General features: G+C 66.7%; 22 protein-coding genes. 10 read left to right on the top strand and 12 right to left on the bottom strand.

All coding sequences use genetic code 11. The annotated features are described in order from the left end of the window. Positions 1 to 6: 6 nt before the first annotated feature. The 4 genes from QEP15_RS01520 to QEP15_RS01505 all read right to left on the bottom strand — a co-directional run bounded on the left by QEP15_RS01520 (position 7) and on the right by QEP15_RS01505 (position 4693). Positions 7 to 1011, bottom strand: coding sequence for a 2Fe-2S iron-sulfur cluster-binding protein (locus tag QEP15_RS01520; RefSeq protein WP_217618106.1), 1005 nt, complete (start codon positions 1009 to 1011; stop codon positions 7 to 9). Positions 1012 to 1022: 11 nt separating this feature from the next. Beyond that, positions 1023 to 1502 carry a GlcG/HbpS family heme-binding protein gene (locus QEP15_RS01515; RefSeq protein ID WP_056319338.1) on the bottom strand — a complete coding sequence of 160 codons (480 nt, stop codon included), beginning with the start codon at positions 1500 to 1502 and terminating at the stop codon, positions 1023 to 1025. 29 nt (positions 1503 to 1531) lie between these two features. Continuing rightward, positions 1532 to 2992, bottom strand: a complete 1461-nt coding sequence (locus QEP15_RS01510) for an aldehyde dehydrogenase family protein (protein ID WP_280148354.1) — start codon at positions 2990 to 2992, stop codon at positions 1532 to 1534. Positions 2993 to 3160: 168 nt separating this feature from the next. Further along, positions 3161 to 4693, bottom strand: a complete 1533-nt coding sequence (locus QEP15_RS01505) for a hypothetical protein (protein ID WP_056319341.1) — start codon at positions 4691 to 4693, stop codon at positions 3161 to 3163. Positions 4694 to 4922: 229 nt separating this feature from the next. Between QEP15_RS01505 and QEP15_RS01500 the strand changes: the two genes are divergently transcribed. After that, positions 4923 to 5666 carry a sulfite exporter TauE/SafE family protein gene (locus tag QEP15_RS01500; RefSeq protein ID WP_175156427.1) on the top strand — a complete coding sequence of 248 codons (744 nt, stop codon included), beginning with the start codon at positions 4923 to 4925 and terminating at the stop codon, positions 5664 to 5666. 79 nt (positions 5667 to 5745) lie between these two features. After that, positions 5746 to 6468 (top strand): GntR family transcriptional regulator, encoded by a 723-nt coding sequence (locus QEP15_RS01495; RefSeq protein WP_280148353.1) that lies wholly within the window; start codon positions 5746 to 5748, stop codon positions 6466 to 6468. A 36-nt stretch (positions 6469 to 6504) separates the two neighbouring features. Here the strand turns inward: QEP15_RS01495 and QEP15_RS01490 are convergent, their stop codons facing one another. The 4 genes from QEP15_RS01490 to QEP15_RS01475 all read right to left on the bottom strand — a co-directional run bounded on the left by QEP15_RS01490 (position 6505) and on the right by QEP15_RS01475 (position 8280). Beyond that, complete coding sequence (locus QEP15_RS01490; protein WP_280148352.1) at positions 6505 to 6849, bottom strand: 2Fe-2S iron-sulfur cluster-binding protein; 345 nt, start codon at positions 6847 to 6849, stop codon at positions 6505 to 6507. 4 nt (positions 6850 to 6853) lie between these two features. After that, positions 6854 to 7189 carry a ferredoxin gene (locus QEP15_RS01485; RefSeq protein ID WP_175156425.1) on the bottom strand — a complete coding sequence of 112 codons (336 nt, stop codon included), beginning with the start codon at positions 7187 to 7189 and terminating at the stop codon, positions 6854 to 6856. Next, positions 7186 to 7485 (bottom strand): 2Fe-2S iron-sulfur cluster-binding protein, encoded by a 300-nt coding sequence (locus QEP15_RS01480; RefSeq protein ID WP_056319481.1) that lies wholly within the window; start codon positions 7483 to 7485, stop codon positions 7186 to 7188. Before QEP15_RS01480 ends, QEP15_RS01485 begins: the two co-directional genes overlap by 4 nt. 63 nt (positions 7486 to 7548) lie before the next feature. After that, positions 7549 to 8280: an iron-containing redox enzyme family protein gene (locus QEP15_RS01475; protein ID WP_056319353.1), complete on the bottom strand. Its 732-nt coding sequence runs from the start codon at positions 8278 to 8280 to the stop codon at positions 7549 to 7551. A 226-nt stretch (positions 8281 to 8506) separates the two neighbouring features. Here QEP15_RS01475 and QEP15_RS01470 point away from each other — a divergent pair, with 226 nt between their 5' ends. Further along, the gene (locus tag QEP15_RS01470) at positions 8507 to 8722 is read left to right on the top strand and encodes a hypothetical protein (protein ID WP_152383206.1); all 216 of its coding nucleotides are present in this window, start codon (positions 8507 to 8509) and stop codon (positions 8720 to 8722) included. A 48-nt stretch (positions 8723 to 8770) separates the two neighbouring features. Here the strand turns inward: QEP15_RS01470 and QEP15_RS01465 are convergent, their stop codons facing one another. Continuing rightward, positions 8771 to 9202: a ribosomal maturation YjgA family protein gene (locus QEP15_RS01465; RefSeq protein ID WP_152383205.1), complete on the bottom strand. Its 432-nt coding sequence runs from the start codon at positions 9200 to 9202 to the stop codon at positions 8771 to 8773. Between the two features lie 134 nt (positions 9203 to 9336). Here QEP15_RS01465 and QEP15_RS01460 point away from each other — a divergent pair, with 134 nt between their 5' ends. The 3 genes from QEP15_RS01460 (at position 9337) to QEP15_RS01450 (ending at position 14735) form a co-directional block, all read left to right on the top strand. Further along, on the top strand, positions 9337 to 11415 hold the full coding sequence (locus QEP15_RS01460; protein WP_152383204.1) for a site-specific recombinase: 2079 nt from the start codon (positions 9337 to 9339) through the stop codon (positions 11413 to 11415). Positions 11416 to 11521: 106 nt separating this feature from the next. After that, positions 11522 to 12931: an MFS transporter gene (locus QEP15_RS01455; RefSeq protein WP_280148351.1), complete on the top strand. Its 1410-nt coding sequence runs from the start codon at positions 11522 to 11524 to the stop codon at positions 12929 to 12931. Positions 12932 to 13112: 181 nt separating this feature from the next. Then, complete coding sequence (locus tag QEP15_RS01450; RefSeq protein WP_280148350.1) at positions 13113 to 14735, top strand: methyl-accepting chemotaxis protein; 1623 nt, start codon at positions 13113 to 13115, stop codon at positions 14733 to 14735. A 95-nt stretch (positions 14736 to 14830) separates the two neighbouring features. Here QEP15_RS01450 and QEP15_RS01445 read toward each other — a convergent pair whose 3' ends face one another. Then, a complete protein-coding gene (locus QEP15_RS01445; protein WP_175156420.1) occupies positions 14831 to 15439 on the bottom strand; it encodes a HutD/Ves family protein in 609 nt (202 codons plus the stop codon). 162 nt (positions 15440 to 15601) lie between these two features. Here QEP15_RS01445 and QEP15_RS01440 point away from each other — a divergent pair, with 162 nt between their 5' ends. Together QEP15_RS01440 and QEP15_RS01435 are read left to right on the top strand one after the other, a co-directional pair. Beyond that, positions 15602 to 15892, top strand: coding sequence for a metal-sensing transcriptional repressor (locus QEP15_RS01440; RefSeq protein WP_056319375.1), 291 nt, complete (start codon positions 15602 to 15604; stop codon positions 15890 to 15892). Positions 15893 to 15915: 23 nt separating this feature from the next. Beyond that, entirely contained in the window at positions 15916 to 17025 is a 1110-nt protein-coding gene (locus QEP15_RS01435) for an S-(hydroxymethyl)glutathione dehydrogenase/class III alcohol dehydrogenase (RefSeq protein WP_056319378.1), read from the top strand. Here the strand turns inward: QEP15_RS01435 and QEP15_RS01430 are convergent. Both QEP15_RS01430 and QEP15_RS01425 read right to left on the bottom strand, forming a co-directional pair. Continuing rightward, positions 16964 to 18139, bottom strand: a complete 1176-nt coding sequence (locus tag QEP15_RS01430) for a glycosyltransferase family 4 protein (protein WP_280148349.1) — start codon at positions 18137 to 18139, stop codon at positions 16964 to 16966. The two genes, QEP15_RS01435 and QEP15_RS01430, sit on opposite strands and share 62 nt — an antisense overlap. Continuing rightward, positions 18136 to 19134, bottom strand: coding sequence for a hypothetical protein (locus tag QEP15_RS01425; RefSeq protein ID WP_280148348.1), 999 nt, complete (start codon positions 19132 to 19134; stop codon positions 18136 to 18138). The genes QEP15_RS01430 and QEP15_RS01425 overlap by 4 nt, the downstream gene beginning before the upstream one ends. Positions 19135 to 19473: 339 nt before the next feature. Between QEP15_RS01425 and QEP15_RS01420 the strand changes: the two genes are divergently transcribed. Together QEP15_RS01420 and QEP15_RS01415 are read left to right on the top strand one after the other, a co-directional pair. Then, positions 19474 to 20583 (top strand): YcjF family protein, encoded by a 1110-nt coding sequence (locus tag QEP15_RS01420; RefSeq protein WP_152383198.1) that lies wholly within the window; start codon positions 19474 to 19476, stop codon positions 20581 to 20583. A gap of 187 nt (positions 20584 to 20770) precedes the next feature. Further along, entirely contained in the window at positions 20771 to 22867 is a 2097-nt protein-coding gene (locus QEP15_RS01415) for a putative bifunctional diguanylate cyclase/phosphodiesterase (protein WP_108696257.1), read from the top strand. Positions 22868 to 22932 lie beyond the last annotated feature (65 nt).

Below are 22932 nucleotides of genomic sequence, written 5' to 3'. Positions count from 1 at the left end.
GGCCGCTCAGACGGCGGCCAACGCGTGCTGGAAGGTGAAGCTGTCGGCGTACAGGTGATCCAGGCTGGCGCCCCGTTCGGCCAGCAGGCTTTTGGCCTGGCGGATCATTTCGGGCCCGCCGCACAGGTAGAAGGCGTGCTCGGACAGGTCGGCGTGGTCGGCCAGGACCGCCTCCTGCACATAGCCGCGACGCCCCTGCCAATCGGTCCCCGCGCGCGACAGCACGGGCACGAAGTTGAATTCGTACAGGCGGGAGGCCCAGCTTTCGATCTCGTCGCGCAGGTACAGGTCGGCTTCGGTGCGCATGCCCCAATACAGCGTCACGGGCGGGCAGTCCTCGTTGTCCAGCAGCGATTCGAGGATCGCCTTGATCGGCGCGATGCCGGTCCCCGTGGCCATCATGATGAGCGGGCGCCAATCTTCCTCGTGGTAGCTGAAGACGCCCAGCGGCGCCTCGATCTCCACGGGCGCGCCCGCCGCCGCCTGCCCCAGCCACTGGTCCGTGTAGCGGCCGCCGGGAATGCGCCGCACGTGAAAGTCGATCAGGTTGCCCGCGGGCGCCGAGGCCATGGAGAAACTGCGCGTCTCGCCGTCGGGCAGCACCACGTTCATGTACTGGCCGGGCACGTAATCCAGCACCTCTGGCAACGCCAGCGTCAGGTGGACGACGTCGTCGCAAAAGCGCTGGATGCGGTGGATCGTGGCGCAGATGCGGCGGGGATCGGGAAACACCTGCCGGCTGCTGGCCACGCTGATGCACAGGTCGCCGGCCGGACGCGCCTGGCAGGCCAGGGCAAAACCCTGTTCGGCCTCTTCGGAGGTCAGCGCCATGGGGAATTCGTCGTAGCGCACCGCTCCCGATTCCAGCTTGATGCGGCAGGTGCCGCAGCCGCCGAACGTGCATTCGTGCGGCAGCTTCACCGATGAGCGCTCGGCGGCCTGCAGCACGGTTTCGCCTTCTTCGACCTCGAAGGCGGTCTCGGTTTCCAGAATGTGCACGCGGTATGCCATGGCGCCCTCGCCTATTTCTTGATGTCCGCTTCGACCAGCACCTTCATGCCGCGCGGCTCCAGCAATTCGCCCAGCGCGGCCAGCGCCGCCAGGCCGGCTTTGGTGTCCTGCTCGCCGTTGCCGCCGCTCAGGCCCACGCCGCCGATCACCTCGCCGTTCACGACGATGGGAAAACCGCCGACGAAAACCGCGAACTTGCCGTCAAAGCTCCACTGGATGCCGAAGGCTTCGTTGCCGGGCAGCGCCGGGCCATTCGGCGGGGTGTTGAACAGGTGGGTCGAACGCTTGTGGCCGGCGGCGGTAAAGGCCTTGTTCCAGGCGATCTGCGGACCGGTGATGCGCGCGCCGTCCATGCGCTCCAGCGCGATCGGATAGCCGCCATCGTCCACGATGCAGATCGATTCCAGGACGCCGATCTCCTGCGACTTGGCGATGGCGGCGCGCACCATGACGCGCGCTTCTTCGAGTTCCAGGCGATAGATCTGTTTCATGTGCAAAACCTCGGGTGGGGGATGGGCCGTCAGCCGGCGCGGTAGACGGTCTTGATCTGGGTGTAGAACTCCAGGCCCACGCGGCCCGACTCGCGGAACGTGGACGTGCTGGAATGCTTCAGGCCGCCGAACGGCGCGTTGATCAGGTTGCCGGTGGTGGTGCGGTTGATCTTGACGGTGCCCGCCTGGATGTCGCGCGCAAAGCGGTGCGCGTAGCGCGCGTCGGTGGTGGCGATGGCGGCAGACAGGCCATATTCCGTGTCGTTGGCCTGGGCGATGGCGTCTTCATAGCCGTCGACCTCGATCAGCGCGATCACGGGCCCGAAGATTTCCTCGCGGGCGATGCGCATCTGTTGGGTCACGCCGGCAAAGAGCGCGGGGGTCACGTAGTACCCGCAGTCAAAGCCGGGACCGGTCAGGCGGTCGCCGCCGTAGAGGTGCGTGGCTTCCTCCTTGCCCAATTCGATGTAGCCCAGCACATTGTCCAGCTGCCGGGCGGTGGCCAGCGGGCCCAGGTCGAAGTTGCCTTCCAGGCCGTTGCCGATGGTCAGCGTGCGGATCTTGGCCAGCAGCTTTTCCGTGTAGGCCTGGCTGACCTTGCGATCGACCAGCACGCGGCTGGTGCCCGTGCAGGCCTGGCCGCTCAGCGAGAAGCCGCCCTTGACCGCCAGGTCCACGGCACGGTCCAGGTCGGCATCGGCCAGCACGATCAACGGATTCTTGCCGCCCAGTTCCATCTGCGTGCGGGTGGTCAGCCCAGCGGTCCGGTGAATCTGCTCGCCGGCGGCAGTCGATCCGGTGAACGAAATGGCGCGGACCTGGGGCGCCCCCGTGATGGCTTCGCCCACCGCCCCCGCCGGGCCGGTCAGGAAGTTCAGCACCCCGGCGGGCAGCCCGGCGCGCACGAACGCTTCGGTCAGGCGGTAGCCCGACATCGGCGCATCGGAAGATGGCTTGAACACCACCGTGTTGCCCATGATGAGCGCGGGCGCAATCTTGCGCGCCGGGATCGAGATGGGGAAATTCCACGGCGAGATCACGGTCACCACGCCCAGCGGCTCGCGCTGGCTGTAGACGATCATGTCCGGGTCGTCGTTGACGAAGGTCTCGCCCGTGAAGGACTGGCCCTCGACGGCGTAGAAGCGGATCGTCTGCGCCGAGCGCAGCACCTCGTCCTTGGCCAGGTTCACGCCCTTGCCCTCTTCGCGGGTCAGTTCGCGCGCAATGGAATCGGCGTTGTCTTCCAGATGCTGCGCGGCCCGGAACAGGATGGCCGCGCGCTTGGAGATCGGCGTGTCGCGCCACGCGGCGAAGGCGGCCTCGGCGGCGTGCACGGCCTGCCGGGCGTCGTCGGCGCCGGACACCTGAAAGTGGCCCACGACGTCGTCGGTGTCGGCCGGATTACGGTTGGGCGCGGTCTTGCCCGTGCCGCTGGGCGTCCACTGGCCGCCGATGTAGTTCAAAAAGGCTTGCTGCGAGAGATCGTCCACGGGAGCGCTTCCTTGAGTTGGGTCCGGCGTGGCCGGGCGTGAGGCGGTCGGGCTAATTTCAGAACATTGTATACTTTAATCACTGCGCGACGATCAGTGGAAACCCCACCCGATCCGGCAGCAAAAAGGCTCCCTCGCGGAAGCCTTTTCCCATGCGCGCGCTGAACATCAACGCCAGATCAGCACCGCGCAGGTGGTCGAAACGAACAGCGCAAGCAGCACCGGCAGCAACAGCGCGCGAACCAGCGACAGCACGTTGACCCGCGCGAACCCCGCCACGGCGATCAACGACGACCAGGCAATCAGCGTGCCCCCGCCCGTCCACACCGCGCCCATCTGCCCCACCGCCGCCAACGTGGCGGGGTCCACGCCCACCACCGGGCCCAGCGCGCCGGACAGCGTGCCGGTGAGCGGCAGCCCGGCAAAGCCCGAGCCGTCGATGCCGGTGATCATGCCGACCAGGAGCACGCCGAAGGCGACCAGGAAGTGGTTCTCGGGGATCAGGTGCTGGGCTGCCGAAATGACTTCGAACAGCAGGCCGGGGGCCTGCGCCGGTGGCACGCCCAGGATCTGGGCGGCCGTCTCGTGGGCGCCCACGAAGAAGAAGCCGGCAATCGGCAGGACCGAGCCCATTGCCTTGAAAGCGAACACGAAGCCGTCGGTCACGTGCTCGGGGCAGACGTCCAGCATCTTGCGCGGGCCCTCGGCCGCCAGGGTCACCAGCATCATGACCACGAACGCCACGCCGCCCACCAGCGCCGCCGCATCGCCGCCGCGCAGCGCAGGCAGCGACGGAAAGAGGCGGGGCAGCACCATCACCCCGATCACGGCCAGGAACGCCAGCGGCGTCACCACGGCGAACACCTTGGACCAGCGCACGCGGCGTCGCTCTTCTTCACTCAGCACCGGGCCGCTGGGCAAGGCCGGATCGGCGCCCATCGTGCCGCGCGCGAGTTCCGCCTTGTCGAACGAGCCGGCCTGTTCGATCTTCGCCAGGCTGCCGTCCTGCGCGCGGGCCTGCCAGGCCGACAACAGGGCCGGATCGGCCGGCACGATCTGGCGGCGCACCAGCAGATAGGCAGCCACCAGCGCAATCCCGCCGGTGATCAGCGACAGCACGAGCGCGCGGTCTGCCACCACCGCCGCGCTAACGGCCGCCCCCGCCGCCTTGGCGCTGATGCTGGGCGCCACGCCGATCACGTAGTCGGAAGACAGGGCCATGCCCTGGCCCGCGATGGCGATGGCCATGGCGCCGGCCAGCGGCGGCAACCCGGCGGCGATGGCCGCGGGCAGCAGGATGGCGGACACCAGCGGCACGGCGGGCGTGGGCCAGAAGAACAGCGAGATCACGTAGGTACAGAGGGCGATGATCACGAAGGAGGAATGCCCGCCCCGCATGACCCGCCGGAACGGCTGCACCATGCGCACGTCCGCCTGCAGTGTCTTGAGCGCGTTGAGCAGCGCCGTCATGAACGTGATGACCAGAAAGATGTTGAAGAGCTCCTTGGCGGCGACAAAGCTGGCCGAAAAGATGCCGATCAGCGCGCTGATCGGATTGCCCGTGATCGCCAGCACCACTAGAAATGTGCCGATGACCGATGGCACCACGACATTGGCGCGCAGGATCATCGTCAGGATGATGGCGGCCACGCTGATCAGGTAAATCCAATGAGCCGCAGTGAGCACGACGTCGGATTGCATGCGCTATTCCCCTTGTATGCGTGGCTGTTGGGTCGCCACACTCGGTATACTATATTTCGCTGAAGGCCATACCAATCGAAATATGCGCCGCCTAGGGAAATCGATAGTGCCGTTTTCGGACACCTTTTGGACGAAAAATCAAGGGATTACCCTTAATTTTCAGGATTTGTCTGGCGGCGCGCGATTTCCTGGATAGACTATCGTATACATAAATTACAAAGTCCGACGCATGCTGTCTTCCCTGTCGTTCCCGGATGCGTGGCATTACGCCGCCATGGCTGCCGTGGTGTTTGGCGCCGCCGTGGCGCAGGGCGTCGGCGGGGTGGGATTTGCGATGTTCGCCGCGCCCGTTGCGGCGATGTTCTTTCCGCAGCTCGCGCCCGGACCGCTTTTGACACTGGGCGGCTTCATCTCGCTGTTGACCGCCCTGCGCGAGCGCGCCGCCATCGATTGGCCGGCCGTCTCGTACGCGTTGGCCGGGCGGGCCGTCGGCACCCTGATCGCCATCTACGCCATGGCGCGCTTCGCCCCGCAGGCGCTGGGCGTGCTCTTTGCCTGCATGATCCTCGCCGCCGTGGCGCTGAGCGTGGCGGGCCTGCGGTTTTCCGCGACGCCCGGACGGGTGTCCGGCGCGGGCGTCGCCTCCGGCATCATGGGCACGATGACCTCGGTGGGCGCGCCGCCCATTGCCATCGTGCTGCAGCATGCCGCCCCGCCGCGGCTGCGCGCCACCCTGGGGATGGTGCTTTTTCTGGGATCCATTTTTTCGCTGGCCATGCTGGCGCTGGCCAAGCGCTACACGGGTTATCACGCGGGCCTGGCGCTTAGCCTGGCGCCATTTCTGCTGGCCGGTTTTGCGGTCTCCAACCGGCTGCGCACCCTGCTGCCACCCCGCGCCGTGCGCGGCGTGCTGCTCGCGGCCTGCGCCATGGGCGCGGTGGGGGTGCTGGTCAAGACATTCTGGGTGCACTGATGCGGCACGCCACCGGCGACGGCCGGCGACACCCGGTAATACAATGGAGACTGTATCCATTACGCCAAACCTGCTCGCCATGACAACCTCCCCCGTCAGTCCGCAAGCCGCAGAGACGCAGCACTCCTCCCCGCTGAAGATCGGCGAGCAGCATCCGCAGTTGTTTGCCGTCATCCGCGACAAGCTGCGCGAACGCATCCTGAGCGGCGAATTCACCCCCGGCGACCGCCTGGTCGAAGGCCGCCTGTCCGAGGAAATGGGCGTGTCCCGCATCCCGGTGCGCGAGGCGCTGCGCGCGCTTGCCGCCGAAGGCCTGGTCACGATCGAGCCGCGCCGCGGCGCATCCGTGTCGGTGCTGTCGGACGCCGTGGCCTACGACATGGTGGAAGTGCGCGCCACACTGGAAGGCTTGAACGCCAAGCTGGCCGCGCAGCGCCGCGACGAGAAAACGGTCGAGCGTCTGCAGGCCTTCCTGCGCGAGGGCACCGATGCCGCGCGCGAAGAGAAGCTGGACAAGTTCCTGGCGCTGAACTCGCAGTTTCATGAAATGCTGGCCACGATCGGCGGCAACGTGGTGCTGACCGACCTGATGCGTTCGCTGCGCGACCGCACCGCGCTGCTGTTCGCGCCCAGCAACATGCGCCGGGCCAAACAGAACTGGGACGACCATTCGCAGATCCTGAACGCCGTCATCGCCGGCAATGGCGATCTGGCAGCGCTCTTGGCCAGCCAGCATGTGCACAATGCCGCCAAGGCCTACGCCGAGGCCCAGCAGCCGCCGCAGCAGGCCTCCGTGGCCTGATTGCCGGGCGCCGGCGCCGCCAGGCGCCGGCCTCTTTCATGCCGGCGACGCTTCTACCGGGCCGGGCGCCGCGCCCACCACGATGCCCTTGCCGTTCTGCACCACCCACGACACCTTGACGTCGCCATTCACGAAGGTCTGGCAGGCCATGCGGTAGCCGGCCTCGAAGTCCTCGGGGCGCAGGTGCTTGCGCTCCTTGGACTTGATGGCGTCGGTGTTTTCCAGCCCTTCCTCGATCCGGCACTTGCAGGTGCCGCACAGGCCGCCCCCGCACTTGAACGGGATGCCGCCCTTCTCCTTGAGCGACACGCGCAGAAGGTTGCTGTTCGCCGGCGCGGTGGCGACCTTGCCGCCGTTGGATATGAACGTGATCTGAACCATGTCGTCAGTGCTCCGTGGCGCGCACGCCGGACCGCAGCGTCAGCGTCGACGCCATGCTGCCAAAACGCGTCAGGTGCGCAAGCTCCTTGCGGGCCGCGTCCACCGACGAGAACTTCTCCAGAAACTTGGATGGCACGTGATTGACCACGTAAGGCGGCGTTTCCTCGGTGACGATCAGCTTGATCTCGCGGTCCAGGCGGGCGATGCTGAACACGGCCAGCGCGCGCCCGTAGAACACGTAGTCATAGGTCTCGATGATGTCCGCGCCCTCGCCTGCCTCGGTGCGGAAGATGCCGGGCTTGGAGGTCAGGATCACATAGGTCGAATCCTGCGCCATCATGCCTCCACGTCCTGGGTCAACTCGATGTCGCTGTTCAGCCAGAGCTGGCACGCCAGCCGGTAGCCCTGCTCGACGCGTTCGCCCAGCTGCTTCTTTTCCTTCCAGTTCACCGGCGGCAGATGCTCGGCCCCGGCGATGATGCGGCAGGCGCACTTGGCGCACTTGCCCATGCCGCATTCGTAGCGCAGATGCGGAAACGGAAACTGCTTGATGCCGGCCCGCACCACCAGGTTGGTGTTGTCCTTCACCACGTCGGTGTAGGTCTGGCCGCCTTTATGAAACACAACGGTAGGCATGAGGTCTTCGTCCAGGTTCTGCGGTACGGCGCCCGCCCGGGCGTGCCGGGCGGGCAGGCACGATCAGGCGGCAAGGCCCAGTTCGGGCAGCTTGATCTCGTCCTGCACGTAGTCGGTATAGAGCGCCGTCGTGTAGAGCAACCGCATCTGCGCCCCGATCTCGCAGATCTTCAGGCAGCGCTGTTGCAGGTCCACCGTGTTGGCGTGCTCGAGCACGATCTGGTAGCCGCGTTCGCCGTGGATCTCGTCGGAGACGATATGCAGGTCGAAGAATTCGACTTCCTCGTCCGTGAAGCCGTACTTTTCACGCAGGGTCGGCGTCTGCTTGCGGTAGATGGACGGCACCTGCGATTCCAGTCCCACCACCAGGCCGGCCACCGCCACGATCGGATCCTCGCGCATGGCCACGGCATAACACCAGCTCTGCAGCGCGCGGGTCGTGGGCGACATGTTGTCCGGATTGGTGACCCGTTCGCGCGTGGTGCCGCAGGCTTCGGCAAAGCGGATCAGCAGGTCGGTGTGGCGGTCGCCGCCGATTTCCTCTTCATACATGTTGGCCAGGAGAAAATCCTTGGCCTCGGTGTAGGTGTCCGGCGTGCGGGCGTACAGGTAGCCCAGGTAATCGGCGAAGGGGCCGACGTAGTGATAGTGGTTTTCGGCCCAGCGCGAAAGGTGCTCGCGGCTCAGCTTACCTTCGGCCCAGGCGATGGAAAAGGGCGACGCGTTTGCGCTCTTGCCCTTGATTGCGTTTTCCAGCGCCGTGCGGAATTCATCTCGGTTCATCAGTTCTGCCATGACTCGCTCCAGGTCCAGTGGGAGAAATTCCAGGCCTGTCGAAGCCCGGGCATGATGAACATTGTATACCGTCTACTCTTTTGGGCTGCTAGGGCAATCCCGAAGTCAACCCGTTAATCAGGGACAGTTTCAGACATATCAAGCACTTGTGCCGTTCCAGGCCGGCTGGACCCCAAGGCACGAACGACGTACAATGAATACAATTTCAACGCAATACGGAAATACCATGAACACCCCGCACCCTCTGGGAGACGCCCCGATCGGCCAGCAGTTGCTTACCCATTACGCCCGCCGCGATGCCGTGCGCCACGCGACGCCGCTGTTTCCTTCTTCCTGGTCGGAATTGCTGGCACCGTTCCGCAATGCCCGCCTGCAACCGCTGCGCGCAGCCGAGCCCGCCGTGCGCGCGCAACGCGACGACACGGTCTGCCAAGCCGGTTAAGAATCAGGTCGTGCCCGTGGGGCCGGCGTCCAGCCGGCCCCGCCCCGTTCAGCGTCTTGCGCGCAGGCTGGCCTGCATCCGGGCATTTTGCAGCGCGGCGCGCCGCTCCCGTCGCGCAAGGCCGCCGGCAAGCGCCAGCACCACCACAAAGCCCACGGTATAGGCCAGCACGTCCCACCAGTCCGGCACACTGCCGAACACGACGCGCAGCACGGGCTGCTCGATGCGCCATCCGAATTGGGGGCCCAGGTACTGCGCGAACTCCACCGCATACCCGGTGAACAGCGCCGCCAGGGCCAGCGGCAACACGCGCGCGCGGATAAAGCTGCGGTACAGCAGGTAGGCCCAGCCCACCGCCACCACGTCGCCCACGAAACCCCGCAGGAAGGGATAGGGCGCGCCGAAAGTGGCGATCAGCGCCAGCACGGCGGTCACGGCAAGCAGGGCGGCGAACGCGCGCCCATTGAAAGTCAGGGTCATTGAATCAGCAAACGTAAAGAGTGAAACAGGGGCAGCCGGGAGGTTACCGGAAACGGGCATGCCACCTCCCCCGACGCATGGCTTGGGCGTACCATGGAGCGCCCCCCATTCACGATGACGCGCGAGGCTCGATCATGCTGACTTCTTTGTGGCGCAATTGGCGGGCTTCGCGGGGCGGGGCGCAGCTCGACGTCATCCTGGCCAATGCCGATCCGCAGTCGCCGCTGGCCGAGCGCAATCTGTGGCTCATCGACCTGGGCCGCTGGCTGAACCGGCCGGGCGGCGCACCGTCGCGGCAGGACGGAGGGGATCCCCGCCACGCGCGGCTGCGCTACCTGCTGCAGGTGCTGGAAAACAATCCCGCCGTGGCCGCGCGCACGGCAGCCACGTTGCGGTCGGTGCTGGTGGACAACGATCCCACCACACTGCTTTGCGACACCGGCGTCGCATCGCAGCCCGGCTTCTGGGGCGAATTGTGGCGCCGCATCGTTGACTGGATGCTGCCCCCGCCCGCCAACCGCGGCGACATGGACGGGTTGTTCACCCTGCTGTTTCGCCGCGCCGGCGACGCGCAATGGATCGAGTCGCTGGACGACGCGACACTGGCCCGCGTGCGCGCGCTGATGCACCGGGACGAAGGCGCCGCTGCGCACGACTCGGACGCGCCCGCCGCCCCCACGCCCGACGCGCTTGCCCGGCGCCTGACGCATGCACTGACCAGCAGCATGCAGGTGCTCATCAGTCAGGTCCGCGCGGCCGGTCTCAGCCAGGACATCCGCTCGCGCCTGCCGGGCCGCGTGGAAGACACCCCGTTCTTTGCGCTGTCGGATGCGGCCGCCGATCTTTTTGCCAGCACGCCGGACACGCCGCGCGAGGCCGTGGGCCAGCGCCTCAATGTGCTGCGCGCGCTGCTGGACGAATGCCGCGCGGCGGGAGATGCGGTCTACGAAGAACTCAAGCGCAATGGCGTGGCGGTGGACGTGGTCTACCAGATCGAGTGCATGAAGCTGCGCCTGGCGCGTATCGAGCTGCTGCTGAGCGTCTGGATCGACCCCACGCAGCGCCATCGCTACGTGCACCTGATGGCCGAGCTGATCCGTTGCACGCTGGCGCGCAGCAGCATCCGCCATCTGGCGGCCTCATCACTCGCCCAGCTGGCGCGCCGCGTGATGGACCGCAGCGCGGAAACCGGCGAACACTACATCGCCCGCGACACGCTGGAATACATGGACATGCTCAAGGCCGCCATGGGCGGCGGCTTTGTCGTCGCGTTCACCGTCTACGTCAAGTTCATCATCACGTCGGCGCATCTGGAGAAGTGGCTGGAAGGCCTGTTGAACGCGTTGAACTACGCGGGCAGCTTTCTGGTGATCCAGTTCGCGCACTTCACGCTGGCCACCAAACAGCCGGCCATGACGGGACCGGCGCTGGCTCGCCGGCTGGATGCGGCCTACACGCCCGACGGCCGCGATGCCTTCGTCGACGACACGCTGGCGATGGTGCGTTCGAACGCGGCCGCGATTGCGGGCAACCTGGCCGTGGTGTTTCCGCTGGCCTGGGCAATCCAATGGCTGGCCATGCGGATGCTGGAACAGCCGCTCATCGACGCCGACAAGGCGCAAGACACGCTGCAGTCTCTGTCTTTCTGGGGACCGACGCCCCTTTACGCCGCGGTGACCGGCGCGCTGATCTGGCTGTCCAGCCTGATCGCCGGCTGGGCCGACAACTGGTTTGCGCTGCACCGCGTGCACGACGTGATGGCGTATGGCCGCCGCACCCGGCAGTTGCTTGGCGCGCGGGGCGCAGTGCGCTGGGCCGGCTTCTGGCAGCGCAACGTGTCCCTGATCGCCGCCAACGTCTCGCTGGGGCTGATGCTGGGCCTGCTGCCAGTTTTCGTCAGTGCGCTGGGATCGACACTGGAGGTGCGCCACGTGTCGCTCAGCGCCGGCCAGATCGCCGCCGCGCTCGCCACGCTGGGCTGGGATGTGGTGCACACGCAGGTGTTCTGGATGGCCGTGGCCGGCACGGTGGCGACCGGCGCCCTGAACGTCATCGTCAGCTTTGCGCTGGCCTTCAACGTGGCGATGGCCTCGCGCGACATGCGCCGCGACGATCGCACCTCCCTCACGGCCGGCGTGCGACGCCGCATCCTGCGGCGGCCCGCGGCGCTGTTCTGGCCGGTCAAGCCGCGCCCGGCGCCGGTGGAGTCCTGACGGCGGCGCGGCGGTTATGCCGCCCGGTCAGAACTCACCCCGCATTAGAATCTGTCCCTACGACTCCAGGCGCTCCGCCCGGACGCCCTCGCAGCGCAGCCCATCCATGCTCTCGTTCTCCCGCAGCACCGTCTATCCGGCCGGCGTCGGCCTGCCCGCCGCCGAACGCCTGGGCGCCCTCGTGGCCGTCATGCTGGCGGTCTGCATGGCCAGCCTGGACACGGCCATCGCCAATACCGCGTTGCCCACCATCGCGCGAGACCTGCAGGCCAGCGAGGCGGGTTCCATCTGGGTCATCAGCGGCTACCAGCTAGCGATGGTGGCCGGCCTGCTGCCGGCGGCCGCGCTGGGCGAGATCCTGGGGCACCGGCGCGTCTACATCGTCGGCCTCGCGGTCTTCACGCTGGCCTCTTTGGCAAGCGGCCTGGCGCCATCGCTGCCCGTGCTGGTGGCCACCCGCATCCTGCAAGGCCTGGGCGCGGCGGGGGTGATGAGCGTGAACGGCGCGCTGCTGCGCTTTATCTACCCCTCGCACATGCTGGGCCGCGGTCTGGGCCTGAACGCCATGGTCGTCGGCCTGTCGTTTGCGGGCGGGCCGACCGTGGCGTCGGCCATCCTGATGCTCGGCTCGTGGCACTGGCTGTTCCTGGTCAATTTCCCCATCGGCATCCTGGCCGGTGCGCTGGCCCTGCGCGGGCTGCCGGACACCACGCGATCCAATCACGGGTTCGACGGCATGGCCGCGGTGCTGTGCGCCATGACGCTGGGCCTGCTTATCCTGGCGACGAACGAACTTGCCCACGGCGCGCCGTGGCCGCGCGTGGCGTTGGAAGGCGCAGTGGCGGCGGCCAGCCTGTGGCTGCTGATGCGGCGTCAGGCCGGCCATCCCGCGCCCATCCTGGCCGTGGACCTGCTGCGCCGTCCCCTTTTTGCCCTGTCCGCCGCCACGGCCGTGTGCGCGTTCGCCGCGCAGGCGCTGGCCTTCGTGTCGTTGCCGTTCCTGTTCCAGACGGTGCTGGGCTACAGCCAGGTCCAGACCGGCTTTCTGATCACGCCGTGGCCCGTGGTGGTGGCTTTCATGGCGCCCATCGCAGGCCGGCTTTCGGATAGCTACCCGGCCGGCATGCTGGGTGGCGTGGGACTGGCGATGCTGGCGCTGGGCATGGCGTTGCTGGCGCTGATGCCGGCCGACCCGTCCGTGCTGGACATCTCGTGGCGCATGGCGATCTGCGGCGCGGGCTTTGGCTTTTTCCAGTCGCCCAACCTGCGGGCCATCATGACCTCCGCACCCGCGTCGCGCGCCGGCGGCGCCAGCGGCATGATCGGAACCGTGCGCCTGCTGGGCCAGGCTTCCGGCGCGGCGATGGTGGCCGCGTGTTTCAACGTGTCCACCACGCACGGCGCCATCGCGGCGTTGTGGCTGGGCGCCTTGTGCGCCGGGTTGGCTTGCATCGCCAGCTTTGCCCGGCTGCGGTTCGACGCAAGCGAACCGGCGCAGACGCCTGCCTCGCGCTGACGGGTCCACAGGGGACGTCCCGCGCCCGCGCCTGCTCCAAAACGCAACATTGTTGCCGTTCGTGTCGATATATTCGCCCATCGCATCGACATATTCGTAAGATGTGCAACATCCGGCTAAATAAGGCCCTGGCCACGTCGTTGTCCTTAAGCAGGCTTGCTGCACCTTTGGGACGACGCGTATGACACAGTTTCTGAAAGACATCACCATCCGCCGCATGATCCTGGGCACCTTGCTCGTGATCAGCCTTTTCATTGCCGGCCTGTCGGCCATCAGCGTCCATGGTCTGCGTAGCGCGGGCGAAGCGCTCGCAGCCAGCAACGAACTACTGCAAGAGGTATCCGCGCTTTCGCGCGTCAACGACCAGGTCATGCGCGCCCGGCTGCGGCTGTCGCGCCAGCTGGAGTATGTTGCCGGCGGCCAGAAGGACCCGGCGGCGGCGGAAGGCCGCAGCATCGACACCGCGCTGACCGAAGCGAAAAAGCATCAGGCGCAGTTCATCGAACTGGCCCGCCGGGACGCGCCCACGGCGCTGCTGGACGCCATGCGCTCGGGCTTTGACGCCCTGGTCAACGGCATTGACGTGCAACGCCAGCATCTGGACGCCGGCGCCGTGGACAAGGCGCGCGCGCATGCGGCCGGACCGGTCGTGACCGCCAGCCGCAGCTTCGGCAAGAGCATGGAGGATTACGAGGCCTACGCTAAGGCCCGTGAAGTCCAGCTGTGGGCGGACGCCGACGCCAATCGCCGCCAGGCCTATATCGGCATGGGCGTGGTTCTTGGCATCTGTCTGCTGCTGCTGATCCTGGGAGACCGCTATGTCGTGCATTTCGTGAAGCGTCCGCTGGATTCGCTCAAGGGTCATTTCCAGCGCATCGCGGGCGGCGACCTGACCACGCCGATTCCGTCGTTCGGCAAGAACTGCGTGGGCCAGATCATTCCTTTCCTTCAGGACATGCAGGCAAGCCTGGTGCGCACCGTGCATGCCGTGCGCGATGGCGTGGTCGAGATCAACACGGGCTCCAGCGAAATCGCGGCCGGCAACCAGGACCTGTCCAGCCGCACCGAGCAGCAGGCGGCGTCGCTGGAGGAGACCGCGGCCAGCATGGAGCAGTTGCTGTCCACCGTGACCAGCAATGCCGAAAATGCCCGCATGGCCAACGAGATGGCCGCCACCGCCTCCGACGTGGTGCAGCGCGGCGGCGACGCCGTGCAGGCCGCGGTCAGCACGATGCGCAAGATCGCGCAGGATTCGAGCCGCATCGAGGACATCGTCGGCGTGATCGACGGCATTGCATTCCAGACCAACATCCTGGCCCTGAACGCGGCGGTGGAAGCGGCGCGAGCCGGCGAGGAAGGCAAGGGCTTTGCCGTGGTGGCTGCCGAGGTCCGGTCGCTGGCGCAGCGCAGCGCCGGCGCCGCCAAGGAGATCAAGCAACTGCTGGACGCCTCGGGCGCGACCGTGCAGGCCGGCTCGGCGCAGGTCGAGGCGGCGGGCCTGACGATGACGGAAATCCTGGAGACCATCGAACAGCTGACGATGCTGGTCAACGACATCGCCACCGCATCCAACGAGCAGGTGACGGGCATCGACCAGGTCAACACCGCCGTCACGCAGATGGACCAGGTGACGCAGCAGAACGCCGCGTTGGTCGAAGAAGCCGCGGCGGCCGCGTCGTCGCTGGAGACGCAGGCGCAGCGGTTGCAGGCGGCGGTCAGCACATTCCGCCTGCCCGCGCAGGGACAGGACGCCGTCCAAGCCCCGGCCCATTCCTACGCCCAGCCGGCGCTGTTGCCGGCGTAGTGTCCCGCCTGACCGCCGGCAGGCCCTGATCCCTCACATCGCAGGGAGACGGCGGCTGCGGCGGGCGGGGCCTCGCGAAGCCCGCGCGGGAAGTCTCAACGTCCGCCCGCGCGCGGCGACAGTTCGATCACGCAGGCGTCAAGGTCCGCCTGCGCGGTCAGGCAATACCGTGCCAGCCCCGCCTGCCCTTCGACGTGCAGGCAGTCATAGCGCGACGCCAGCCGGTGCTGCGCGCCGTCCAGTTCGACCGCCATGACGCCGCCGGCATTCAGGATCAGCACGCTGCGCGCGCTGCTGTGAAATACCCAGGGATCGGCGCCCCGCACCCATTGCAGGCGGGCGTGCCACCGGTCGGGCGCATAGATCAGGTTGAAGTCGCGGATCGGGCCGTCCAGCAGGCGGCAGTCCACCTGCGCATCGCCCGAAAACGCATACGCCGTGCGCGGGCCCAGCGGCGCCTGGCGATTGCCGTCCACCGTCAGTTCGATGCCGCGCCCTTCCAGCACGGTGATGATGCGTTGGAAACCGCCAAAGGCGGAAAAGCCGCCGTCCTGCGCCACGTCGGCCAGCGACAGCCGCCAGTCGAACGACGCCGTATGGCCCCCGGGGTTGCAGGCGACCTCCTGGGTCGTGCCCCCGCCATTGCGCCACGGCATGCGGGGATGGTCCTCGGCCCGGTACAGCCGCACATCAGGGAAATTCATGGCCTTGGATAAGTCCTGTAGGGGTCCGGTGGAAACACGCGAAATGAATCACGCGAAATTATAGGTCGCACGCCCCCGCCGGCTGCCCGCCCGGCTGCGCGGGCCTGGACGCGCGCCGCCGGAATCCGTATACTCCCCCCCTGTATCGAATCGGAGCTTGCCGTGCCGCACTCCCCAGAAGAAAAGAAACGCGTTGTCACCCGCCTGCGCCGCATCCAGGGGCAGGCGTTAGCATTGGAACGCGCGGTGAACGAAGGCACGGAATGCGGCGCGCTGCTGCAGCAGCTGGCGGCGCTGCGCGGCGCCACGAACGGCCTGATGGCCGAAGTGCTGGAGAGTCATCTGCGGGAAACGTTCCTGCAGTCTGCTCAGGGAAGTCCAACGGACCCCAGGCCCGAGACCGAATCGCAGATCGATGACCTTATGCGCATCGTCCGTTCCTATCTGAAATAACCCCCTCTACGTGGAGCATCGTTATGAAATCACGCGCAGCAGTCGCATTCGGCCCCGGCAAGCCGCTGGAAATCGTTGAGATCGATGTCGCGCCCCCGCAGCGCGGCGAGGTGCTGGTCCAGATCACGCACACCGGCGTCTGCCATACCGACGCCTTCACGCTGAGCGGCGACGATCCCGAAGGCCTGTTCCCCGCCGTGCTGGGCCATGAAGGCGCGGGCGTGGTGGTGGAAGTGGGCGAAGGCGTGACCTCGCTGAAACCCGGCGACCACGTCATACCTCTCTACACGGCCGAATGCCGCGAATGCAAATTCTGCCTGTCGGGCAAGACCAACCTGTGCCAGAAAGTGCGCGCCACGCAGGGCAAGGGCGTCATGCCGGACGGCACCTCGCGCTTCAGCTACGAAGGCAAGCCGCTTTATCACTACATGGGCTGCTCGACGTTCAGCGAATACACCGTCGTCAATGAGATCTCGCTGGCCAAGATCAACCCGGCCGCGCCGCATGAAAAGGTCTGCCTGCTGGGCTGCGGCGTGACGACCGGCATCGGTGCGGTGCACAACACCGCCAAGGTCAAGGAAGGCGACACGGTCGCCGTGTTCGGACTGGGCGGCATCGGCCTGGCGGTCATCCAGGGCGCGGTCCAGGCCAAGGCCGGCCGCATCATCGCGGTGGACACCAACCCGAACAAGTTCGTGCTGGCCAGCGCCATGGGCGCCACCGACTGCATCAACCCCAAGGACTACGACAAGCCCATCCAGGAAGTCATCGTCGAACTGACCGACGGCGGCGTGGACTTCTCGTTCGAGTGCATCGGCAACGTGCACGTGATGCGCGCCGCGCTGGAATGCTGCCACAAGGGCTGGGGCGAAAGCATCATCATCGGCGTGGCCGGCGCGGGCCAGGAAATCAGCACCCGCCCGTTCCAGCTGGTGACGGGCCGCGTGTGGCGCGGTTCAGCGTTCGGCGGCGTCAAGGGCCGCACGCAACTGCCCGGCATGGTGGAAGACGCCATGAGCGGCAAGATCGATCTCGACCCGTTCGTCACCCACACGCTGCCCCTGGACCGGATCAACGAAGCGTTCGATCTGATGCACGAAGGAAAGTCGATCCGGACGGTGATCCACTACTGACGTAGGCGTTCTCGCGGTAGACGCGTTCGGTATTGCCGACGAAAGTCGCCAGCGAGAACTCCTTGAGCGCCGTGCTGCGCGCATCCACGCCCATGGCGTGCAGCACGCCGCGGTTGGCCATGATGTCCGACAGCGTCCGGGCCACCGACTCCGGGGACCCGGGCGGCACCACCCAGCCGTTGCGGCCCTCGGTCACGTTCTCCGGCAGGCCGCCCACGCGGGTCACGATGACCGGCTTGCCTGCGGCCATCATCTCGCGGCAGGCGAACGAAATCGTCTCCAGCCGGGACGACAGCACAAAGCCCACGTCCAGCGCCGCCAGCACCGGCTCCACATTGTCGAGCAACCCGGTGAAGACCACCTGATCCTGCATGCCCAACGCGGCCACCTGACCGAGCAGGTCGTCGCCCGGCATCGCGCCGGCGATCAGGATGGCGACCTGCTCGCGCTGCGCGGCGGGCAGCAAGGACACGGCGGCCACCATGTCGATCCATCCCTTGTAGTCCGCGGTGCCGGCGTTGCTGCCGACGACCAGCCGGTTGCGCAAGGCGGGCGGCAGGAAGCGCGCGCGCGCCTCGGCCTTTTCGGTGCGGCAGGCTGGGCGGTACTTTGCGGTGTCCACCCCGTTGTGCACCACGCGCAGGTCTTCATTGCGAAACACCGACTGCTTCATGCGCCGGAACGTGTGGCTGCACACGCAGATCACGCGATTGGTGGCCCACTTGGCCCGCAGGCGCGCGCCCAGGCTGCTGGCGCTGCGGTCGGTGTGCTGCGTGTAGACGATGAAGGGGCGCTTGTTTCCCATCCCCAATGTCGCCAGCATGCACAAGCGGTGATCGGCCGAGCCATTGACGTGGATGACGTCGAACTGTTCCTGGCGCACCAGGCTGCGCAGGCGGCGCAGCGCAGACAGCTGTTCGGCCAGCGTGCCCTTGAATTCGAGATCGATGGTGCGCAGGCCCGGCAGGGCCTCGGCCTCGGCCAGCAGCCGGCTCTTGCGCGGCGCACCGACCATGACCTGCGATTTCTGACACAGGATGCGCGCCAGCGACATGACGTAGGTCGTGTGCCCGCCGCCATCGCCCTGGTGGAAATTGGTATAGAGGATCTTCATGATTCGGGTCTCGTCGGCGGTTGCGTGGCGGGGTCGAGCAGACAGCTCCAATGCCGCTTTTCAAAGATGTCGTCGCCCAGCCGGCTGAGCAGCGACAGGTTGTAGACCTGGATGCCGCGCGCGCGCAGCAGCTTGCCGGCCTGCCGGAACGCCGGCTCGATGTGGCCGGCAAACTGGCGGTCCAGCGCGGTGGGCAGTTGTGCGCCGGCTTGTTCGTAGAAGCGCGGGCCTGCGGTGGCCGTCAGGTCCAGCCCATGCAGAAACACCGTCCGGGCGCCCAGCCACGCCAGCAATTGCAGGGACGTGTAGGCCACCGTGCCGCCGCCGAACAGGCCGCGTGCCGCGTTCAGGCTGAAGCCATGGGCGTGCATCGGATGATGCGCATCGAACAGCACCAGTTCCGGGTCGCCGGCCAACTGCGCCTGCAGCGCCTGCGGCTCGGCGCGCGGCTGCTGGGCGCGCTGATGCACTTCCTCGAAAAGCGCGATGCGGCAGCGAACAGCCCGATGGTCGAACAGCAATGCGATCCAGCGGTACACCTCCGGCGTCACGAAAAGCACCAGATCCTGGTCCAGCACCTGCGCCACGAGGTCGCGGCGCTTCTTGACGAATCCAGCGTCCAGCATGGCGTAGTAATCAAAACGCAGCGCGGGATGCCGGGCGCGCAAGGCGATCGAGCCGTTCACGCCCATCACGGTGCGCATGCGGCATTGCGCGTAATCGATCTGCGCGACTGATGGGCCGCTGAGAATCAGATGGGCATCGCCGCCGAGGCCGCGTGGCAATTGGTCCAGTGAAACGGTTGCCGGCCCGCGCACCCCATGCAGATTGCAGCCGGTCAGGCGGTCGGGGCCATCGCGCCGCACCGTGACAAACGGCCAGAGCGTCTCGTTGTGGCGATGCGCCTTGGGCCGCGTGACGCGATACAGGTAGCGCAGACCCTTGGTGAGGGGACGAGAGCGCAGCAAGCGGGGAACGAGCGCAAGACGGGGCATGTGGATTGCGCGGGTACCGCGGCGTAGCCTGACAACGGCCTGATTCTACGAAGCGCACCGCCCAAAATCGCGAGGGGATTATGTGAGATGTAACCCTTTGAAGAGGCGAACAATCCGCCCCCGAATTTGCGTGATCCTTCGGGGACCGGTCCCTGTCTTTCATCATATGGAAAACCACCCGTCCCTCCGTGAGGACACGCTGGCGCACACGTCGCGCGGCGTCCTGCCAGCGGCGTCCCCCAGACGGACGAGGCGTTTTCACCCAATTACGTTTTGCGCCAAAGAAGTCATCCTCTGATATCGTTCCGGCATCTTCCCTTGCCCGCCACGCCCCCTTAGATGAGCGCCATCCGCCCCGACCACCCCGACCTGCAAGACGCCATCGCCGATGCGATCAGCACCGCCACGCGCGGCGCCGGGCGCGTCAACATCCTGGTCGCCGGCAAGACGGGCGTCGGCAAGAGCACACTGATCAACGCCGTGTTCCGCGGCGATCTGGCCAGGACGGGCGCGGGCAAGCCGGTCACCCAGACCATTCAGGAATTCACCCGGCCGGGGCATCCGCTCACCATCATCGATACCCGCGGCCTGGAAGTCGCCGACTACGCGCGCTCGCGCGAACAGCTTGCCGAACTGATCGAAGAGCGGTCGGCGTCGGACGACCAGGACCGGCACCTGCACGTGGCCTGGCTCTGCATCCAGGACAGCAGCCACCGCGTCGAGGACGCGGAAATCGAACTGTGCGACATGCTGGACAAGGCCGGCATCCCTGTCGTTGCCGTGCTGACCAAGGCGCGCAAGAACAGTCCCTTCCTGGAAGAGGCACGCAAGCTGCTGCCGCGCGCCCGGCAGGTTGTGGCGGTGCGCGCGTTGCCCGAATGGATCGAGGAGCTGGACGCCGAATTGCCGCCCATGGGGCTGGACCGGCTGATCGAGGTGACGGCCGAGCACGTGCCCGAGGCCCAGCAGCGCGCCTATGCCAACGCGCTATCCACGCGCAACAAGAAGGCCCTGGAAGTAAAAAAAAAGCGGGCTGAGATCGAGGTGAACGTGGCTGCGGGCCTGGCCGCATCGGCCGCTGCCGCGCCCATTCCGTTCTCGGACGCCTTTGCGCTGGTGCCGATCCAGGTCGGCATGATCGCCAAGATCGGCATCACCTTCGGCATGGAACTGAACACCACCGCGATCACCACGCTGGTCACGTCCACGCTGGGCGCGTCGGCCGCCACGCTCATCGGGCGCTCGGTGGTGTCGGGCATGCTGAAGTTCATCCCGGGCGCAGGCAGCGCGGTGGGCGGCACCATCGCGGCCACCACGGCCGGCGCCATCACCAAGCTGCTGGGCAATGCCTACATCGCGGTGCTGCACGACTTCTGCCTGAAGAACCCCGGCAAGGACATCGACGTTCCGATGATCGCGCAGGCGCTCAAGCAACGCGTCAAATTCTGATCGCGCGGCGATGCAATGAAATGAGATTGAGCGCCACGATTCGATAGATTGTTCTTTTTGGTGACAGCGCGGTTAATACTGGCGCCCTCACGACGTAAATCTAGTCACCACTCCCATTCTTTCAGGGCAGATCCGCCCACGCGCGTTGCCGCAACGCGGCCCGTGTGCGCAAAGCCCGCCGCATCCCATGAACTTCGCCAATTCCGACGTCATGTACCGCCATCTGGTGCAAGGCGTCGTCGACTACGCCATCTACATGCTCAACCCGGATGGCACGGTCGCCAACTGGAACGCCGGCGCGCAACGCGCCAAGGGCTACACCGCCGACGAAATCGTCGGCCGGCATTTCTCCTGCTTCTATACCGAGGAAGACCGGGCGCGTGGCGTGCCGCAGCGCGGCCTGGCCACGGCGCGGGAATCCGGCAAGTTCGAAGCCGAGGGCTGGCGCGTGCGCAAGGACGGCACGCTGTTCTGGGCGCACGTCGTCATCGACGCCATCCATGACGATACGGGCACGCTGATCGGCTTTGCCAAGGTCACGCGCGACAACACCGAGCGGCGCGAACGCGAACAGCAGCTGCTCAAAGCCAAGCAACTGGCCGAGCACTACAACAGCGAGCTCACGTCCATGTCGACCTTCCTGCAGGCGGTGGTGTCGCACATCCCCTCCTGCGTGCTGGTGCTGGATGCGGTGTCGCGCCAGTTCCTGCTGGCGAACCGGCAGGCCGAAGAGACCTTTGGCGGCACCCCTGGCGGCCTGAAAGGCAAGACCGCGCAGCAATGCCTGCCCGAGCTGGTGTGCGCGTTCTTCGACCGCCTGACCAACGACGCGCTGCGTTCGGACGGCGCCATGCGCGAAGAGGAAGAGGAACTGGCCACGGCGCGCGGGCCGCGCACGTTGCACACCAAGACCCTGGCCTTTCACAGCACGGACCCGCGTTCCCGCTACGTCCTGCTCATCGCGGACGACGTCACCGACGAGAACGCCGCCCACGCGCAGGTGCGCTACATGGCGCACCACGACACGCTGACGGGCATGCCCAACCGCCGGCTGTTCCGCGACCGGCTGCTGAGCGCGCTGGGGTCGAGCCGCGACCGGTCGACCGCCGTGCTGTGCCTGGACCTGGACAATTTCAAGAGCGTGAACGACACGCTGGGCCATCAATCCGGCGACGAACTGCTGCGGCTGCTGGCCAAGCGCCTGCCCCGGCACCTGCGCGAACAGGACACGCTGGCGCGCCTGGGCGGCGACGAATTCGCCATCGTGCTGCCCAACATCGCGGAACAGGACGACGTGCGCAAGCTGGCCGAGCGCCTGATCGAGGCCGTGCGCCAACCCTTCGAGATCGCCGGCCACACGGTCCCCGTCAGCGTGAGCATCGGCATCGCGATCTCGGAGTCGCAGTCGCTGTCGGCCGACCACCTGCTGCGCTACGCGGACATGGCGCTGTACGAGGCCAAGCGCAATGGCCGCAACTGCCTTGCGTTCTTCGAGCCCGACATGGAAGCGGCCGCGCTGCGGCGCCACGAGGTCGAGATGGACCTGCGCCAGGCGATCATCTCGCAACAGCTGCAGTTGTATTACCAGCCCATCATGGACGTGAGCCACGTGCGCATCGTGGGCCGCGAGGCGCTGATGCGCTGGCAGCACCCGAAAAAGGGCCTCATCATGCCGCAGGACTTCATTCCCATCGCGGAAGAAACCGGGCTCATCCACGAACTGGGCGCGTTCACGTTGCACGAGGCGTGTCTGGAGGCCACGCGCTGGGACGACCACGAAACCGTGGCGGTCAATTTGTCTGCCAGCCAGTTCACCAACGGCGCGCTGGTGTCGCTGGTGGAATCGGCGCTCGCCAAATCCGGCTTGCCCGCCCGCCGCCTGGAACTGGAGATCACCGAATCGGTGCTGCTCACCAATTCCTCCGGCAACCTGGATACGTTGCACCGCCTGAAGGAACTGGGCGTCAAGGTGGCGCTGGACGACTTCGGAACCGGTTATTCGTCGCTGGGCTACCTGCGAAGCTTCGAGTTCGACAAGATCAAGATCGACAAATCGTTCACGCAGGATGTCGAATCCAGCCGCGAAGCGCTGGCCATCATCCGCGCCATCAATGGCATCGGCCGCAGCCTGGACATCCCCACGACGGCCGAGGGTGTGGAAACACCGGAGCAGTTGCAACGGCTGACGGCGGAAGGCTGCTCGCACTTTCAGGGATATCTGCTGGGCCGTCCCGTGTCGCACGGCGACACGCACACCGGCCCGGCACAGACCTATACTTCCTAGACACCGACCGCGATGCGACGCGCCATCGCGCCGGCGCAGTGCGCCTGGCGCGTCTGCTGTTCCAA

The sequence above is a fragment of the Achromobacter mucicolens genome (assembly GCF_029866465.1).
Classification (GTDB): Bacteria; Pseudomonadota; Gammaproteobacteria; order Burkholderiales; family Burkholderiaceae_B; genus Achromobacter; species Achromobacter mucicolens.
Note: the sequence above shows the minus strand (reverse complement) of the source record. Positions and strands in the feature narration are given on the sequence as shown.

Excerpts from the sequence above, each read along its gene's own strand:
- QEP15_RS01420 (WP_152383198.1), top strand. The coding sequence starts at position 19,474 with ATGAGCGCCATCCGCCCCGACCACCCCGACCTGCAAGACGCCATCGCC.
- QEP15_RS01505 (WP_056319341.1), bottom strand. The coding sequence starts at position 4,693 with ATGCAATCCGACGTCGTGCTCACTGCGGCTCATTGGATTTACCTGATC.
- QEP15_RS01480 (WP_056319481.1), bottom strand. The coding sequence starts at position 7,485 with ATGCCTACCGTTGTGTTTCATAAAGGCGGCCAGACCTACACCGACGTG.
- QEP15_RS01500 (WP_175156427.1), top strand. The coding sequence starts at position 4,923 with ATGCTGTCTTCCCTGTCGTTCCCGGATGCGTGGCATTACGCCGCCATG.
- QEP15_RS01475 (WP_056319353.1), bottom strand. The coding sequence starts at position 8,280 with ATGGCAGAACTGATGAACCGAGATGAATTCCGCACGGCGCTGGAAAAC.
- QEP15_RS01415 (WP_108696257.1), top strand. The coding sequence starts at position 20,771 with ATGAACTTCGCCAATTCCGACGTCATGTACCGCCATCTGGTGCAAGGC.
- QEP15_RS01445 (WP_175156420.1), bottom strand. The coding sequence starts at position 15,439 with ATGAATTTCCCTGATGTGCGGCTGTACCGGGCCGAGGACCATCCCCGC.
- QEP15_RS01435 (WP_056319378.1), top strand. The coding sequence starts at position 15,916 with ATGAAATCACGCGCAGCAGTCGCATTCGGCCCCGGCAAGCCGCTGGAA.
- QEP15_RS01460 (WP_152383204.1), top strand. The coding sequence starts at position 9,337 with ATGCTGACTTCTTTGTGGCGCAATTGGCGGGCTTCGCGGGGCGGGGCG.
- QEP15_RS01465 (WP_152383205.1), bottom strand. The coding sequence starts at position 9,202 with ATGACCCTGACTTTCAATGGGCGCGCGTTCGCCGCCCTGCTTGCCGTG.
- QEP15_RS01455 (WP_280148351.1), top strand. The coding sequence starts at position 11,522 with ATGCTCTCGTTCTCCCGCAGCACCGTCTATCCGGCCGGCGTCGGCCTG.
- QEP15_RS01450 (WP_280148350.1), top strand. The coding sequence starts at position 13,113 with ATGACACAGTTTCTGAAAGACATCACCATCCGCCGCATGATCCTGGGC.
- QEP15_RS01425 (WP_280148348.1), bottom strand. The coding sequence starts at position 19,134 with ATGCCCCGTCTTGCGCTCGTTCCCCGCTTGCTGCGCTCTCGTCCCCTC.
- QEP15_RS01515 (WP_056319338.1), bottom strand. The coding sequence starts at position 1,502 with ATGAAACAGATCTATCGCCTGGAACTCGAAGAAGCGCGCGTCATGGTG.
- QEP15_RS01470 (WP_152383206.1), top strand. The coding sequence starts at position 8,507 with ATGAACACCCCGCACCCTCTGGGAGACGCCCCGATCGGCCAGCAGTTG.
- QEP15_RS01520 (WP_217618106.1), bottom strand. The coding sequence starts at position 1,011 with ATGGCATACCGCGTGCACATTCTGGAAACCGAGACCGCCTTCGAGGTC.
- QEP15_RS01490 (WP_280148352.1), bottom strand. The coding sequence starts at position 6,849 with ATGGTTCAGATCACGTTCATATCCAACGGCGGCAAGGTCGCCACCGCG.
- QEP15_RS01495 (WP_280148353.1), top strand. The coding sequence starts at position 5,746 with ATGACAACCTCCCCCGTCAGTCCGCAAGCCGCAGAGACGCAGCACTCC.
- QEP15_RS01430 (WP_280148349.1), bottom strand. The coding sequence starts at position 18,139 with ATGAAGATCCTCTATACCAATTTCCACCAGGGCGATGGCGGCGGGCAC.
- QEP15_RS01485 (WP_175156425.1), bottom strand. The coding sequence starts at position 7,189 with ATGATGGCGCAGGATTCGACCTATGTGATCCTGACCTCCAAGCCCGGC.